The following is a 13,957-nucleotide window of genomic DNA, read 5'->3' as shown; positions in this document are numbered from 1 at the left end:
CGGCATGCCCGAGACCGCGCCGCGCGGCAGACCCCGAGAGGTGGACCGCTCCATGCACACCGTCGTCCGCGGCGCCGGCGCGCTCGGCCTGGCCGCAGCGCTGCTCGCCCCCGCCGCCGGCTGCCAGAGCGACAGCCGCTCCGCCGCCGAGCCCGCGCCGACCTCACCGGTCACCGGCGCCGCCGTCGCCGGCCTGGCCGCCCAGCAGCTCGACTGGCGCGCCTGCCCGGCCCCGAGCACCGCCCAGGGCGGCGGCACCGCACCCACGAGCGACTGGCAGTGCGCCACCCTCAAGGCCCCGCTGGACTACAACAAGCCGGACGGCGGGACCATCGACCTCGCGCTGATCCGCATGAAGGCCAAGGACGAGCAGCACCGGATCGGCTCGCTGTTCTTCAACTTCGGTGGCCCCGGTGCCTCCGGGGTGGCCACCCTGCCCGCCCTGGCCGAGACCTACTCCTCCCTCAACGCCCGCTACGACCTGGTGAGTTTCGACCCGCGCGGGGTCGGCGACAGCGCCGGGGTGACGTGCCTGGGCGACCGGGCGATGGACGCCAGCGTGGCCATCGACAGCACCCCGGAGACCCCGGCCGCGGTCAAGGCGCTGGACGAGAACACCGCCCAGTTCGCCACCGCCTGCGAGCACAACTCCGGGCCGGTGCTGCCGTACGTCGACACCGAGAGCGCCGCCCGGGACCTCGACCTGATGCGGCAGGTGCTCGGCGATCAGAAGCTCTTCTACTTCGGCATCAGCTACGGCACCGAACTCGGCGGCGTCTACGCGCACTTGTTCCCGAAGGAGGTCGGCCGGCTCGTCCTGGACTCGGTGGTCGACCCGACCCAGGACCCGCAGCAGGCCGCGCTCGGCCAGGCCCAGGGCTTCCAACTCGCCCTCGACGACTTCATGAAGGCCTGCGCCAGCCAGGCGGGTGCCGCCTGCCCGACCGGCAGCGGCGGCGCCGAGGGCACGGCGAAGATCACCGAACTGCTGCAGAGGCTCGAGCAGTCGCCGCTTCCCACCGACAGCGGGCGCAAGCTCACCGAGACCCTGGCCGTCACCGGCATCGCCAGCGCCCTGTACAGCCAGCAGACCTGGCCCGCACTGGCCTCCGGGCTCACCGAGGCGATGCAGCACGGCACCGGCGACACGCTGCTCCAGCTGGCCGACGCGCTGCTCGGGCGCGACCCGCAGGGGCACTACAACAACCTGAACGCGGCCAACCGGGCGATCTCCTGCGTGGACGACCGGCAGCGCTACTCCGACCAGGACGTCCAGCAGCAGCTGACGCGGTTCCGCACCGCCTCCCCGGTGTTCGGAGCCTTCACCGCCTGGGGCCTGACCGGCTGCACCGGCTGGCCCGTCCCGGGCAAGGCCGACCACCCGGAGGTCGCCGCGGAGGGCGCCGCCCCGATCCTGGTGGTCGGCACCACCGGCGACCCGGCCACCCCGGTCGACGGCGCCCGCACGATGGCGCGGCAGTTGGGGCCGGGCGTCGGCGTCACGGTGACGCTGAAGGGCGAGGGCCACGGCGGCTACAACACCGGCAACCCCTGCCTCAAGCGGACCGTGGACGCCTACCTGCTGGACGGCACGGTGCCGGCGGACGGGACCACCTGCAGCTGAGAAGTGGCCCATGGTGGTGGGTGGTGATTGGCTCTGGTGAGCGGTCCAATCGGGCCCTAGGATCGTCCACGTGAACAAGAACGCCACCAAGGTCGACTTCTACTTCGATCCCGTCTGCCCCTTCGCCTGGATCACCTCCCGGTGGATCCTGGAGGTCGAGAAGCAGCGCGAGCTGGACCTCAACTTCCGGGTGATGAGCCTGTCCGTCCTCAACGAGGGCCGCACCGACCTGCCCGAGCGCTACCAGCGCCTGATGACCACCGGCTGGGGCCCCGTCCGGGTCTGCATCGCGGCCGCCGAGAGGCGCGGCGAGCACGTCCTGCGCGACCTCTACACCGAGCTCGGCACCCGCCTGCACGACCAGGACCGGGCCGCCGACGACACCCTCATCCGCGAGGCCCTGGTCGCGGCCGGCCTGCCCGAGGAGCTCGCCGAGGCGGCCGACAGCACCGCGTACGACATCGCGCTGCGCAAGAGCCACCACGAGGGCATGGACCCGGTCGGCGAGGAGGTCGGCACCCCGACCATCCACGTGGACGGGGTCGCCTTCTTCGGCCCGGTGCTGAGCGCGATCCCGCGCGGGGAGGACGCCGTACGGGTTTTCGAGGGAGTCCGGCTGCTGGCCGGGTACCCGAAGTTCTTCGAGCTCAAGCGGACCCGGACGGGGTCGCTGGACTTCTCCTGAGCCGCTGGTCGATCCTGATCCGCCCCGACCGGGGGACGGCCGATGACGGTCGCGGTCGGGGCATCGGGCTTTCCGGGCAGGGGCCGGTCGGCGGCGGGTCAGCTTCCGGTCTGGCGCAGGTCCCTGAGGGCCGCGGCGAGCGGCCAGGCGAGCAGGACCAGCAGGATTCCGGCGGTCAGTGCCGTGGCCGTGGGGCCGACCGTCCAGGTGGCCAGCAGGGTGGACCCGGCGAGGACCCCGGCGGCGGTGAGGGTGCGGAGGCCCAGCTTGAGCCGGACCGGGGACGGCGTGGCCAGCGCCGCGCGTCCCGCCGGGCCCGCCACCGTACGGCAGGTCTGCAGCGCACCGACGGCCAGCACGGCCCACCAGCAGGCGAAGGCCGTGAAGCCGTAGCCGCCGGCCGCGACCGCCGAGCCCAGCGCCGAGTGCGCGAGCGCCACCAGGCCCGCGCCCGCGAGGGCGGGGGCGGCGAGGCGGCGGACGGCGGTGGCGAGCAGAGTGCGGACCGCGGTGAGGTCGCGGCGGGGGATCGGGGTGACCAGCGTCAGCCCGACCAGCAGCAGGGCCTGGCCGAGGGACGCCGCCCAGGCGCCGCCGGGCGCGGCGACCCGGCGGGCGCCCTGTTCGGCGGCCAGTGCGCCGACGAACCCGGTCGCCAGCGCGACGGCGAGGGCCAGCGCCGTGGCCCGGTCGCGCCGTTGGGCGCGGTCGTCGGCGGGCCAGATCGCCGGGTGCAGCCACAGGTCCGCGATCGCGGCCAGTAGCCGGGGCCAGGCGCGCCAGCCGGCCCCCCGTACCTCCTCCGCCAGCTCCTCGCCCCAGCGCTCGCGCATCGGCGCGGGGTAGAGCCGGAAGAGGTCGACGGGCCGGCGAAGGCGTTCACGGCTCACGCGGGGTTCACCCTGAGGCCGGCCAGTCCGGCGGCGGCCACCTTCGCCATCGACCGCAGCTCCTCCTCCAGCAGTCGCCGGCCCTGCGGGGTCAGCCGTACCGGCCGTTGGCGGGGCTGCGACTCGGTGTCGTCGGCGGGCTCGATCAGCTGCTTGGCCTCCAGACGGGTCAGCGCGCCGTAGAGGCTGCCGGGGCCGAGCTTCTTGCCGATCAGCCGCTCGATCGCGGCGTTCACGGCGTAGCCGTGCAGCGGGCCCTCGGCCAGTGCGCAGAGCACCAGCGTCTGGGCGTCGTACGCCTGCATGGGCGCTCACTCCCTCGGATGCGGCCGTCCTGGCCACGATACTACGCGCCGAGTACTACGCGACAGGTACTACGCGGCGTGTACTATGCCGCCATGGTCGCGAAGGAGACGCCTGCGACCGAACGCGCCCTGGGGGTGGGGAAGTTGACGCGCGGATGGGGATGGCTGCCGATCGCGACGGCACTGGCCGTGGTGGGACTGGTAGGACTGGTGGGGCTGGTGGCCGTACGGCTGCCGGTCGGGGTGATGGGCGCGCTCGTCCGGGTCCTCCCGGCGGAGCGCGAGTTGGCGCAGCACGTGGCCCCGGGGGTGCCGTGGCTGCCGGACCTGCTGGTGCGCGGCGGGAAGGGCGGTGAGCGGCGATGAGCGGAACACAACGGCGCGCGCTGTGGGGCGCCTTGGCGCTGGCGGTCGGTTTCACCGGCTTCGCGTACGTCACCACGCAGGTCCGAATGCTGCGCGCGGTGAGCCCTTGGCAGGCCGATCCGTACGACGCGGTGGTGTCCTTCACGCTCTTCCTGGTCCCCGCGCTCGCCGCCCTGACCACCGTACGGGCCTGGCTCTGCCGCGGCGGCGGGCCGCAACCCGGTTACCGGGTAGACCAGTTGCTGCGCGCGGCCCGGCTCGGCGCCGCGCTGGTCGCGGCGACCGTCGCCACCGACGCGACCGCCGCGGTCCTGCGGGCGGAGCACGAGCTGTGGGACGGGTGGACGACCTGGCTGATCGCCGCGCTGCTGCCGCTGGGTGCGGGCGCCGGGTGGTGCCTGGCGCTGCTGCGGCGGGCGGTCCGGGAGCTGCCGCCCGAGGAACGGCGGCGGCCTGGCGGCGACTGGTTGGACGACCTCGCGTTGATCGCCGCGCCACTGGCCGATCTCGGGGCCGTCACCCGCTTCCTGCGCCGCCACATCGTGGCCGCCGCGGCGGGGTTGAGCGTGTCGGCCGGGGCGCTGGTGGTCAGTGGGCAGGCGGCCGGCGAGGGCTGGCCCGGCTGGCAGCTGGCCGTGGTCGAACTCGCCGTCTTCGTCAGCGGGTTCTTCGCCTTCTGTCTGCTCAGTGACGCCCTCCTGCGCATCGCCGTGACCCGGCCGAGGCCCGGCGCGGGGAGGGCCGCCGCCTTCGCCGCGGCGCTGGCCGTGCCGGTGAGCGGCGGTCTGCGGGACGCCGTGTGGTCGCTGGCCGGGCTGCCGGGCGAGGTCGACTCGCCGGCCCGGCTGCTGGCGCTGATGGCGGTGTGCGCGCTGCTCGCGGGCGCCGCGACCCTGGTCGCCGTTGGGGTACGGGAGGCGCGATGAGCGAGCGGGTCGAGCGGGTCGACGAGCACGACCGGGTGGTCGGCGTCGTCGACCGCGCCGAGGCGATCCGCCGCGGCTGGCTGCACCGGGTGGCGACCACCGTCTGCCGGGACGCGGCCGGCCGGGTGCTGGTCTACCGCCGCCCCGACACGGTGAGCCGCTTCGCCGGGCAGCATGACGTGATGCTGGGCGGCGCCGTACGGGTCGGGGAGTCGTACCGCGCGGCGGCGGAGCGCGAGCTGCGGGAGGAGCTGGGGCTGGCCGTCCCGGTGCGGCACCGGTTCACCTTCCGCTGCCGGGGCGCGATCGCCCCGTATTGGCTGGCCGTCCACGAGGCGGTGCTGCCGCCGGGCCCGCTGACCGTCGATCCGGCCGAGATCGCCTGGCACGGCTGGCTGACCCTGCCCGAGCTGGCCGAGGCCGTACGGCGGTGGCCGTTCGTGCCGGACGGGCAGCTGGCGTTCGGTCGGTACCTGCTCGGCCTCCCGTCCGGGCCCGGAGCGTCCGACCATGGAAAGGTAGGCCCCGAACGGGGGCCGGAACAGAGATCCGGACAGGGACCCGAGCCAGGGGTCGAACAGGGCCCCGACCAAGCCCCCGAGCAGGGCTCAGGCTAGAAGCAGGCGGTGGCCCGAGAGGCGGTGAGCGTGGATGATCCTACGAACGCGTCTGCGCGCCGCCCAGCACCGTGCGACCCCGCCCGGTTCGGGCCCCACCCCCGGCGGTCCCGGCAAAGGCCCGGGCCAATGGCAACGGCCAGGCCCCGGCTCCGGCGGCCCGCCGCCCAAGCCCCCCGCCCCCTCATGGCGCCGCTGGCTGCTGCCGTTCGCCGTCCTCGCCACCCTGCTCGTGCTCGTCCTCTTCTCCAAGTCGACCCCGACCGGCACCAGCTACGGCTACACCGACTTCCTGAACCGGGTCGACGCCGGCCAGGTGCAGACGGTGGACGTCAACGACACCGGCGGCGTGAGCGGCACGCTCAAGGACGGCACCCGCTTCACCAGTCAGATCCCCACTGCCCTGGACACCTCCCAGCTCAGCCGCGCGCTCTCCGACCAGCACGTGAACGTGACCGCCAGCCGCTCCAACAGCGGCGGCTCGCTCTGGTCCACCCTGCTGCTGTTCCTGCCGTTGCTGATCTTCGGCGGGCTGTTCCTCTGGTCGGGCCGGATGGCCGCCCGGTCGCTCGGCGGCGGGCTGAGCGCGATCGGCCGCTCCCGGGCGAAGATCATCGAGGCCGAGCGCCCCAACACCGGCTTCGCCGACGTGGCCGGGTACGAGGGGGTGAAACAGGAGGTCAGCGAGGTGGTCGACTTCCTGCGCAGTCCGGAGCGGTACGCCGCCGCCGGGGCCAAGGGGCCGCGCGGGGTGATCATGGTCGGCCCGCCGGGTACCGGCAAGACGCTGCTCGCCCGGGCGGTCGCCGGGGAGGCCTCGGTGCCGTTCCTCTCGGTGACCGGCTCCGGCTTCGTGGAGATGTTCGTCGGCGTCGGGGCCTCCCGGGTCCGCGACCTGTTCGAGGAGGCCCGCAAACGCGCGCCGTCCATCATCTTCATCGACGAGATCGACGCGGTCGGCGGCCGCCGCGCGGGCGGCTCCCGGATCGGCGGCAACGACGAGCGCGAGCAGACCCTCAACCAGCTGCTCTCCGAGATGGACGGCTTCGACCAGAGCACCGGCATCGTCGTCATCGCCGCCACCAACCGGCCGGACGCCCTCGACCCGGCCCTGCTGCGCCCCGGCCGCTTCGACCGGCAGGTCACCGTGCCGCTGCCCAACCAGGCCGAGCGGGCGGCCATCCTCGCCGTGCACATCCGGGGCAAGACCCTCGCCCCGGACGCCGACCTGGACCGGATCGCCCGCGGCACCCCCGGGTTCTCCGGCGCCGACCTCGCCAACCTGATCAACGAGGCCGCCATCAACGCCGTCCGTGCCGAGCGCGCCACCATCACCGCCGCCGACCTCGACGACGCCCGCGACCGGGTGCTGCTCGGGCGCCGGGAGTCCTCCAACGCGCTGCTGCCCGAGGAGCGGCACGCCGTCGCCGTGCACGAGTCCGGGCACGCGCTGATGGCCGCGCTGTGCGAACACGCCGACCCGGTCGCCAAGGTGACCATCCTCCCGGCAGGGGTCTCGCTCGGCGCCACCGAGCAACTCCCCGAGGCGGAGCGGCACCTGTACAGCGAGAGCTACCTGAACGACCTGCTCGCCGTCCAACTCGGCGGGCGCGCAGCCGAGTTGACGGTCTTCGGTGAGGGCTCGACCGGTGCCGCCAACGACCTCGCCAACGCCACCTCGGTGGCCACCCGGATGGTCCGCGAGTTCGGCCTCTCCCCGGACCTCGGCCCGGTCGGCTACTCCAGCGGCTCCCCGCAGTACCTCGGCGACCACCCCGAGGACCTGCTGCGCCGCCCGTACTCCGAGCAGACCCAGCGCGCGGTGGACGAGGCGGTGGCAGCGCTGCTGCGCCACGCCGAGCGCCGGGCCGTCGAGCTGCTGCGCGAACACCGGCACCACCTGGACGAGCTGGCGGCGATGCTGGTCGCCCAGGAGACCGTGGCCGGCGGCGTGGTGCTGGAGATCCTGCGGCACCCCGCGCCCGCGACCGGGACCGGGGCGGAGTCCTAGGGCTTGGGCGGGCGCTCGAAGAAGGTCGCCAGCACCACCGTGGCCCGGGTGCCGCTCACGCCCTCGATCGCGTAGAGGCGGCGCAGCACGTCCTGGAGCTGCTCGGTGGTCGCCGTGCGCCGCGGACGGCTCCGAGGGGCCGAATGGCCTCGTCCTCTCCCACGACGAGCGGCAGCTCTACGTCAACGACAGCCGGGCCGGGCACATCCGGGTCTTCGGCATCGGCGCGGACGGCACCCTGAGCGGCGACCGGGGCTTCGTGGGCGGTGACGGCTGCCGGTTCGACAACATCCGCTTCGACCTCGACGGCCGGCTCTGGGCGGCCGCCTTCGAGGACGGCGTCCACTGCTACGCCCCCGACGGCTCCCTCATCGGCCGTATGCTCGTTCCCGAGCCCGTCTCCACCATCACCTTCGGCGGCCCGAAGAACAACCGCCTGTTCATCACCGCCACCACCTCGCTGTACTCGCTGGTGACGACGATGACGGGCACCCACCGTGTGACCTTCCCGAAGGAGTCGGCATGACCGAGACCCCGCCCGCGGACCTCCAGCGGCAGATCGCCCTCGCCCTCGGCGTGGCGCCCGTCCCCGACCCCGTGAAGGAGGCCGAGCGGCGGGTGGCCTTCCTGGCCGAGCAGCTGCGGGTCGCCGGCGCCCGCACCCTGGTGCTGGGCATCAGCGGCGGCGTCGACTCCACCACCACCGGGCGGCTCTGCCAGCTCGCCGTCGAGCGGCTGCGCGTCGAGGGGTACCGGGCCGGCTTCACGGCGATGCGGCTGCCCTACGGCGTCCAGGCGGACGAGGCGGACGCCCAGCGCGCGCTGGACTTCATCCGCGCCGACGAGGTGCTGACCGTCGACATCAAGCCCGCGACGGACGCCGCCTTCGACGCCCTCCTCGCCGCCGGGCTGACCTTCCGCGACCACGCCCACGAGGACTTCGTGCGCGGCAACGTCAAGGCCCGCCAGCGGATGGTGGTCCAGTACGCGGCCGCCGGCGCCAACGGCGGCCTGGTCGTCGGCACCGACCACGCGGCCGAGGCCGCCGTCGGCTTCTTCACCAAGTACGGCGACGGCGCGGCCGACGTGATGCCGCTCTCCGGCCTGACCAAGCGGCAGGTGCGCTCGATCGCCGAGGTGCTGGGCGCGCCCGTCGAGCTGGTCGGCAAGGTCCCCACGGCGGACCTGGAGAACCTCGCCCCCGGCCGCCCCGACGAGGACGCCCTCGGTGTCGAGTACGACGCCCTGGACGACTTTCTGGAGGGACTGCCGGTCAGCGAGCAGGTCTTCGCCACGGTCCTCGGGCACTACCGCCGCACCGAGCACAAGCGCGGCCTGCCGATCATCCCGGGCCAGGTGTGAGCGAGCGGGACGCACGCGCGGCCGGGACCGTCCTCGGATCGGCGGTGGGCGACGCCCTCGGCGCCCCCTACGAGTTCGGCCCGGCCGGCGCCCTCACCGCCCGCTTCCCGTCCGGCCCGGTGGAGCTGGTCGCGGGCGGCGGCTGGGACCGCGGCGAGGCCACCGACGACACGCAGATGGCCGTCCTGGTCGCCGACTCCCTCCTCGAACAGGGCGGGTTGGACCTCCCGGACATCTTCGACCGGTTCCGCCGCTGGGCCGCGGCCGATCCCAAGGACATCGGTATCCAGACCGAGGACGTCCTCACCAACGGCATGCCCTGGGACCTCGCGGCGGCCGTCCACTTCAACACCACCCTGCGCGCCGCCGGCAACGGTTCCCTGATGCGCGCCGCCACCTCCGCCGTCGCCTTCGCCCGCGCCGGACGGGAGGCCACCATGGACGCCGCCCGCCGGATCGCCGCCCTCACCCACGGCGACCGGGCCGCCTGGGAGGGCACGGCGATCCTCCACGAACTCGTTCGCCTCGCCCTGGACGGGGCGGACCCGCTCGCCGGACTCCCCGCCGTCCTGTCCTGCGTCCACCCCGACCACCGCGAGCGATACACCACCGTCCTCGCCCCCGACTGGCACCCCGACCTCGCCACCGAGGCCAACGGCGCGGTGTGGCCGTGCCTCGGCTCCGCCGTCTGGGCCCTGCGCACCACCGACACCTTCGAGTCGGCTCTGCACGCCGCCGTCGACCTCGGCGGCGACACCGACACCGTCGCCGCCGTCACCGGCGCCCTGGCCGGCGCCCGTTACGGTCTCCCGGCCATCCCGGAGCGCTGGACCGGACCCCTGCACGTACCCCTGCCGGGATACGGCGGCCGGGTGCTGCGGACGCCAGAACTGCTGTGGATGGCAGCCCAGTTGACGGCCAGGTGGCCTGACGGAGCTACGGCCTGACGGGGCTGCGGCCTGACGGTCACCGGAGGAGGTGGCCCCCGTAGGCGGCCACCGCGACGATCAACGCCAGCGGCAGCAGCAGGTGCGAGGCCAGCGCAGTGATCATCGCGCAGTACCAGCGCCGGTGCGGGGTGGACCGCTGGCCCGCCACGGCGACGCCGAGCAGGGACGCGAAGGCCACGGCCCCGACCAGGACGGCGGTCTGGGTCACCGCCGTCCGGTGCTCCGTCGCGGTCTGCTCGCCCGCCCAGCGCCAGATCCGGGTCAGCAGGAAGCCGTCGAGCGCAACCGTCAGGGCGCCGAACACCGCGGCGCCGACCGTGTCTTTGGACTCCGCGCCCAGGCCCCTGATCTCCGTGTCCGCCATCGTGCCGCCCCCCTTGATCGTCCGTACGTACGGCTCGCTACCGTACCGAGTGAGCGGTTCGACGACGAAGGGGGAACGGCATGGGCGAAGTGACGGTACGTCCGGTGGGGTGGGTGGTCGGCGGACGGGACGACGTCCGGGACGACGGATGGGGGAGCGTGGGGGCGGTGATCCGGCTGGACGGCGGGCGGTTCGGGGAGGAGGCGCTGTACGGGCTGGCGGACTTCTCGCACCTGGAGGTGGTGTACCACTTCGACCGTGTCCCGGCCGGGAAGGTCGAGACCGGCGCCCGCCACCCGCGCGGCAACACCGACTGGCCGCTGGTCGGCATCTTCGCCCAGCGCGGCAAGAACCGCCCCAACCGGCTCGGGGTCTCCCGCTGCGCGCTCGTCCGGGTGGACGGGCTGGAACTGCACGTCACCGGGCTGGACGCGGTGGCCGGTACGCCGGTGCTCGACATCAAGCCGTACCTGGCGGAGTTCGGCCCGCGCGGGGAGGTCCGTCAGCCCACGTGGTCGACGGAGCTGATGCGCGCCTACTACGACTGCGAGGACTGACCGTGGCCCAGGACCGACTCGCGGTGGTGTCCGGCGGCGGGACCGGGATCGGGCGGGCGATCGCCGCCCGGCTGGCCGGGGACGGTCACCGGGTGGTGATCCTCGGCCGCCGGGCGGCCGTGCTGGAGCAGGCCCGGGAGGAGATCGAGCGCAGCGCCGGAGCGGGCACGGTCGTACCGCTGGCCGGCGATCTGTCCGACCCGGCGGCGGTCGGGACGGTGGCCGCCCGGATCGCCGAACTCGGGCCGGTGGACGTGCTGGTGAACAACGCGGGCGCGATCATCACCCCGCCCGAGGACGACAGCCTGGCCGCCCTGGCCGCGTCCTGGCGGCGGGACCTGGACACCAACCTGCTCACCGCGGTGCTGCTGACCACCGCCCTGCAGGGCGCGCTGCGCCGCCCCGGCGGCCGGCTGGTGGTGATCAGCTCGGCGGCCGCCCAGCGCGGCGGCGCGGGCCCGCACTCGGCCGGCTCGTACGCGGCCGCGAAGGCCGCCCTGCACGGCTGGGCCTTCGGCCTGGCACGGCAGTTGGGCCCGGACGGCATCACGGTGAACGTGCTGGCGCCAGGCTACGTCGAGGACACCGAGATCTTCGGCGCCGACCGGGACGAGGTTTTTCACGCCCGGAAGATCGCCGACACCCTGGTCGGCCGGGCCGGCACCCCCGGCGACGTGGCCGAGGCGGTCGCCTACATCGCCTCCCCGGCGGCCGGCTACCTCACCGGCCAGGTGATCGGCCTGAACGGCGGGGCCGTGCTGGGCCGTTGAGCGCGGGGTTCGGCTCTCGCCCGCGCGTTCAGCGAACGTCTACCGACTCTCCCTACGGTGGATCCGACCGGTGCGGCACGCCCGGTCGGATCCACCACGCACGATCACAGGAGCCTCCGCTGTCCAGGATCATCACCACCGCCATCCCCGCCCACGGGCACGTCAGCCCGCTGCTGGCGATCTCAGCCGACCTCGCCGCCCGCGGGCACGAGGTGGTGTTCCTCGGCGGCGCGCGGTTCGCCGGGGCGGCCGAGCGGGCCGGGGCGCGGTTCGTCGCGCTGCCCGCCGAGGCCGACTTCGACGACCGCGACCTGGACGCCCGCTTCCCGGGCCGGGCGAGCCTGCCACCCGGGCCGGAGCGGATCGCCTTCGACGTCCGGCACGTGTTCCTCGACCCGATTCCGCACCAGTACCGGGCGCTGCTCGCGCTGTTAGAGGAGTTCCCGGCCCGGGCCGTGATCGCGGACGCCTTCTTCCAGGGCGCGCTGCCGCTGGCGCTGAGCCGGCCGAGGGCGAAGCGTCCGGCGCTGATCGGCATCGGGCTCACCCCGTCGATGCTGCCGAGCGTGGACACCGCGCCCTTCGGGCTGGCGCTGCCGCCGCTGCCGGGTGAGGAGGGCCGGGCCCGCAACCGGGCGCTGCAGGAGGAGATGGACCGGCGCGGCGAGCCGCTGCAGCGCTACACCGCGAAGGTGCTCGCGGGGGTGGGCGTCCGGGCGCCGGAGGGCCCGCGCGGACAGGCGCAGGTGACGGTGCCGGACGCGTTCCTGCAGCTGACCGTGCCGGGCTTCGAGTACCCGCGCAGTGACGCGCCCGCCTCGTACCGGCTGATCGGCGCGCTGCCGGGGATCGTCGGCAGCGAGCAGGCGCCGCCCGAGTGGTGGGACGAGGTGACCGGCGAGCGGCCGGTCGTGGTGGTCACCCAGGGCACGCTGGCCAACATCGACCTCGGCGAGCTGGTCGCCCCGACCGTCCGCGCCCTGGCCGAGCGGGACGATGTGCTGGTGGTGGCCGCCACCGCCCGCCCGGACGGGCCGCAGCGGCTGGCCGATCTGCTGGGCGGCAGCCTGCCGGGCAACGTCCGCGTCGCCGGGTACGTCCCGTTCGAGCAGCTGCTGCCGCACACCGCTGTGCTGGTCAGCAACGGCGGCTACGGCGGGGTGCAGACCGCGCTGCGGTACGGGGTGCCGCTGGTGGTGGCCGGAGCGAGCGAGGACAAGCCGGAGGTGGCGGCCCGGGTGGAGTGGGCCGGCGTCGGGCTCGACCTGCGGACCGGCCGCCCGGCGCCGGAGGAGGTGCGCCGGGCGGTCGACCGGGTGCTCGGCGAGGGCCGGTTCCTCGAGCGGGCCCGCGTGCTGGGCGCGGAGTTGGCGGAGTACCGGCCGTTCGACACCATCGCCGAGCTGGTGGAGTCGCTGTAGCCCCGGAGGACGCCGGGGAAACGATCCGTCAGTCGTCGTCCGCGTCCGCCTCCGGGGTGGGCGCGGCGGCGGGCTTGAGGCCGAGCTTGGCCTCGGCGGTGGTCCAATCGGAGGCGATCGCGGTCTGGGCCGCGGCCAGGGTGACCTGTCCCTTGCAGATCGCGGTGTGCAGGTGGGTCTCCACCGAGTCCTTGGGGTTGTTCGGCCCCTTGCCCGGGACGTGGCCGGGGGACGGCGGCTGGATCCAGAGGTTGCGCGGGTCGTTGGGGTCGCCGCCGAGCTGCAGGCTGATCAGGTGGTCGTACTCGGCGTCGCCCATCGGGCCGCTGTAACCGTAGGACTTGGCGTTCTCGGCCTTCTCCTTGCCGGTGATGTTCGCCGGCGGACGGATGGTCGAGGTGTAGCCGCCCGGCTTGCAGATGGTGTCGTTGATGTTGCCCTGGTTGACCGCCGGGCTGATCGCGCCCGGGGTGCAGTTCGGGTCGGGCAGCGGCTGCTTGTCCGCCGTGTAGCGGTAGTGGCAGCCGCCGGCCGCGGGCTGCGGCTGGACGTCGTACGAGGGCTTCGGGCCGGGCCCGGTCACGATCGCGGCCGGGGCGGGCTGGGCGGCGCCGCCGCCGACCGCCGGAGCGGAGCTGTGGGCGCTCTCCTTGCCGTGGCCGCTGTCCTTGGCGGTGTGGCCGCCGCCGGACGAGCAGCCTGCGGCTGCGGCGAGCAGGACGGCCGCGGCTATGGCGAGTGCGCCTCGGGCGGGAGCCGGCACGGAATTCCTCCAGGTCGTTGCGGGGTGACGCGCGGCCGGCCGGCGATGGTGCCGGAGGCCGCGCCAGCGGACACTACCGTGTCGAGGGGGCCGAACGGGTGACGCCACGTCCGGGCGCGGGAGAACTGTTGTGGGCAAGCGGAATCGTTTCTGCATCCTTGACGCGACAGCCGGGGGTTCGGCGGCTCCGATGGCCGATTCCCTATCTGGCGGAGTCGTGAAGGCGCGGTGTTCGAACAGGGGTCGAACGATCCGCCCGCCGAGTTCGCGGCCGTGCCGTAGCCTGACGCCGATCGCGGCGAAGTCGCGGTACGAACAGAGCCCCGTGGTGCCGGTGGGGAGGCTC

At 74.3% G+C, this 13,957-nt stretch carries 14 protein-coding genes and 3 pseudogenes; 12 read left to right on the top strand and 5 right to left on the bottom strand.

Annotation, left to right across the window (positions count from 1 at the left end; genetic code table 11):
- The first annotated feature begins 52 nt into the window (after positions 1-52).
- Both ACH4E7_RS20875 and ACH4E7_RS20870 read left to right on the top strand, forming a co-directional pair.
- The gene (locus ACH4E7_RS20875; protein ID WP_396250500.1) at positions 53-1,624 is read left to right on the top strand and encodes an alpha/beta hydrolase; all 1,572 of its coding nucleotides are present in this window, start codon (positions 53-55) and stop codon (positions 1,622-1,624) included.
- Between the two features lie 70 nt (positions 1,625-1,694).
- Positions 1,695-2,309, top strand: coding sequence for a disulfide bond formation protein DsbA (locus ACH4E7_RS20870; RefSeq protein ID WP_396250499.1), 615 nt, complete (start codon positions 1,695-1,697; stop codon positions 2,307-2,309).
- A gap of 98 nt (positions 2,310-2,407) precedes the next feature.
- Here ACH4E7_RS20870 and ACH4E7_RS20865 read toward each other — a convergent pair whose 3' ends face one another.
- Both ACH4E7_RS20865 and ACH4E7_RS20860 read right to left on the bottom strand, forming a co-directional pair.
- Positions 2,408-3,199 carry a hypothetical protein gene (locus tag ACH4E7_RS20865; RefSeq protein WP_396250498.1) on the bottom strand — a complete coding sequence of 264 codons (792 nt, stop codon included), beginning with the start codon at positions 3,197-3,199 and terminating at the stop codon, positions 2,408-2,410.
- Positions 3,196-3,504, bottom strand: coding sequence for a PadR family transcriptional regulator (locus tag ACH4E7_RS20860; RefSeq protein ID WP_396250497.1), 309 nt, complete (start codon positions 3,502-3,504; stop codon positions 3,196-3,198). Before ACH4E7_RS20860 ends, ACH4E7_RS20865 begins: the two co-directional genes overlap by 4 nt.
- Positions 3,505-3,597: 93 nt before the next feature.
- Between ACH4E7_RS20860 and ACH4E7_RS20855 the strand changes: the two genes are divergently transcribed.
- The 4 genes and pseudogenes from ACH4E7_RS20855 to ftsH all read left to right on the top strand — a co-directional run bounded on the left by ACH4E7_RS20855 (position 3,598) and on the right by ftsH (position 7,424).
- The gene (locus ACH4E7_RS20855) at positions 3,598-3,870 is read left to right on the top strand and encodes a hypothetical protein (protein WP_396250496.1); all 273 of its coding nucleotides are present in this window, start codon (positions 3,598-3,600) and stop codon (positions 3,868-3,870) included.
- Positions 3,867-4,796, top strand: a complete 930-nt coding sequence (locus ACH4E7_RS20850) for a hypothetical protein (RefSeq protein WP_396250495.1) — start codon at positions 3,867-3,869, stop codon at positions 4,794-4,796. The genes ACH4E7_RS20855 and ACH4E7_RS20850 overlap by 4 nt, the downstream gene beginning before the upstream one ends.
- A pseudogene (locus ACH4E7_RS20845) lies at positions 4,793-5,269 on the top strand (NUDIX hydrolase); the annotation flags it as partial. The gene ACH4E7_RS20850 and the pseudogene ACH4E7_RS20845, both read left to right, overlap by 4 nt.
- A gap of 178 nt (positions 5,270-5,447) precedes the next feature.
- The gene (gene ftsH / locus ACH4E7_RS20840) at positions 5,448-7,424 is read left to right on the top strand and encodes an ATP-dependent zinc metalloprotease FtsH (protein ID WP_396250494.1); all 1,977 of its coding nucleotides are present in this window, start codon (positions 5,448-5,450) and stop codon (positions 7,422-7,424) included.
- Here ftsH and ACH4E7_RS20835 read toward each other — a convergent pair.
- Positions 7,421-7,543 (bottom strand): annotated as a pseudogene (locus ACH4E7_RS20835) (Lrp/AsnC family transcriptional regulator); the annotation flags it as partial. The gene ftsH and the pseudogene ACH4E7_RS20835 overlap by 4 nt on opposite strands.
- On the opposite strand from ACH4E7_RS20835, the pseudogene ACH4E7_RS20830 reads away from it, so the two are divergent.
- The 3 genes and pseudogenes from ACH4E7_RS20830 to ACH4E7_RS20820 all read left to right on the top strand — a co-directional run.
- Positions 7,543-7,950, top strand: a pseudogene (locus ACH4E7_RS20830) (SMP-30/gluconolactonase/LRE family protein); the annotation flags it as partial. The pseudogenes ACH4E7_RS20835 and ACH4E7_RS20830 sit on opposite strands and share 1 nt — an antisense overlap.
- Positions 7,947-8,786, top strand: a complete 840-nt coding sequence (gene nadE / locus ACH4E7_RS20825; protein WP_396250493.1) for an ammonia-dependent NAD(+) synthetase — start codon at positions 7,947-7,949, stop codon at positions 8,784-8,786. The pseudogene ACH4E7_RS20830 and the gene nadE, both read left to right, overlap by 4 nt.
- Entirely contained in the window at positions 8,783-9,733 is a 951-nt protein-coding gene (locus ACH4E7_RS20820; protein WP_396250492.1) for an ADP-ribosylglycohydrolase family protein, read from the top strand. The genes nadE and ACH4E7_RS20820 overlap by 4 nt, the downstream gene beginning before the upstream one ends.
- A gap of 19 nt (positions 9,734-9,752) precedes the next feature.
- Here ACH4E7_RS20820 and ACH4E7_RS20815 read toward each other — a convergent pair whose 3' ends face one another.
- Complete coding sequence (locus ACH4E7_RS20815) at positions 9,753-10,100, bottom strand: hypothetical protein (RefSeq protein WP_396250491.1); 348 nt, start codon at positions 10,098-10,100, stop codon at positions 9,753-9,755.
- Between the two features lie 80 nt (positions 10,101-10,180).
- Here ACH4E7_RS20815 and ACH4E7_RS20810 point away from each other — a divergent pair, with 80 nt between their 5' ends.
- The 3 genes from ACH4E7_RS20810 (at position 10,181) to ACH4E7_RS20800 (ending at position 12,848) form a co-directional block, all read left to right on the top strand.
- Positions 10,181-10,657 carry an SAM-dependent methyltransferase gene (locus ACH4E7_RS20810; RefSeq protein ID WP_396250490.1) on the top strand — a complete coding sequence of 159 codons (477 nt, stop codon included), beginning with the start codon at positions 10,181-10,183 and terminating at the stop codon, positions 10,655-10,657.
- Positions 10,658-10,659: 2 nt separating this feature from the next.
- A complete protein-coding gene (locus tag ACH4E7_RS20805) occupies positions 10,660-11,427 on the top strand; it encodes an SDR family NAD(P)-dependent oxidoreductase (protein ID WP_396250488.1) in 768 nt (255 codons plus the stop codon).
- A 212-nt stretch (positions 11,428-11,639) separates the two neighbouring features.
- Positions 11,640-12,848 carry a glycosyltransferase gene (locus tag ACH4E7_RS20800; protein WP_396250487.1) on the top strand — a complete coding sequence of 403 codons (1,209 nt, stop codon included), beginning with the start codon at positions 11,640-11,642 and terminating at the stop codon, positions 12,846-12,848.
- Between the two features lie 28 nt (positions 12,849-12,876).
- Here the strand turns inward: ACH4E7_RS20800 and ACH4E7_RS20795 are convergent, their stop codons facing one another.
- Positions 12,877-13,611 carry a hypothetical protein gene (locus ACH4E7_RS20795; protein WP_396250486.1) on the bottom strand — a complete coding sequence of 245 codons (735 nt, stop codon included), beginning with the start codon at positions 13,609-13,611 and terminating at the stop codon, positions 12,877-12,879.
- Positions 13,612-13,957 lie beyond the last annotated feature (346 nt).

The organism is Kitasatospora sp. NPDC018058, assembly GCF_044327205.1.
Lineage (GTDB): Bacteria > Actinomycetota > Actinomycetes > Streptomycetales > Streptomycetaceae > Kitasatospora.
This window is presented reverse-complemented; position numbering and strand designations above follow the sequence as displayed.

Excerpts from the sequence above, each read along its gene's own strand:
- ACH4E7_RS20875 (WP_396250500.1), top strand. The coding sequence starts at position 53 with ATGCACACCGTCGTCCGCGGCGCCGGCGCGCTCGGCCTGGCCGCAGCG.
- ACH4E7_RS20860 (WP_396250497.1), bottom strand. The coding sequence starts at position 3,504 with ATGCAGGCGTACGACGCCCAGACGCTGGTGCTCTGCGCACTGGCCGAG.
- ACH4E7_RS20855 (WP_396250496.1), top strand. The coding sequence starts at position 3,598 with ATGGTCGCGAAGGAGACGCCTGCGACCGAACGCGCCCTGGGGGTGGGG.
- ACH4E7_RS20850 (WP_396250495.1), top strand. The coding sequence starts at position 3,867 with ATGAGCGGAACACAACGGCGCGCGCTGTGGGGCGCCTTGGCGCTGGCG.
- ftsH (WP_396250494.1), top strand. The coding sequence starts at position 5,448 with ATGATCCTACGAACGCGTCTGCGCGCCGCCCAGCACCGTGCGACCCCG.
- nadE (WP_396250493.1), top strand. The coding sequence starts at position 7,947 with ATGACCGAGACCCCGCCCGCGGACCTCCAGCGGCAGATCGCCCTCGCC.
- ACH4E7_RS20815 (WP_396250491.1), bottom strand. The coding sequence starts at position 10,100 with ATGGCGGACACGGAGATCAGGGGCCTGGGCGCGGAGTCCAAAGACACG.
- ACH4E7_RS20810 (WP_396250490.1), top strand. The coding sequence starts at position 10,181 with ATGGGCGAAGTGACGGTACGTCCGGTGGGGTGGGTGGTCGGCGGACGG.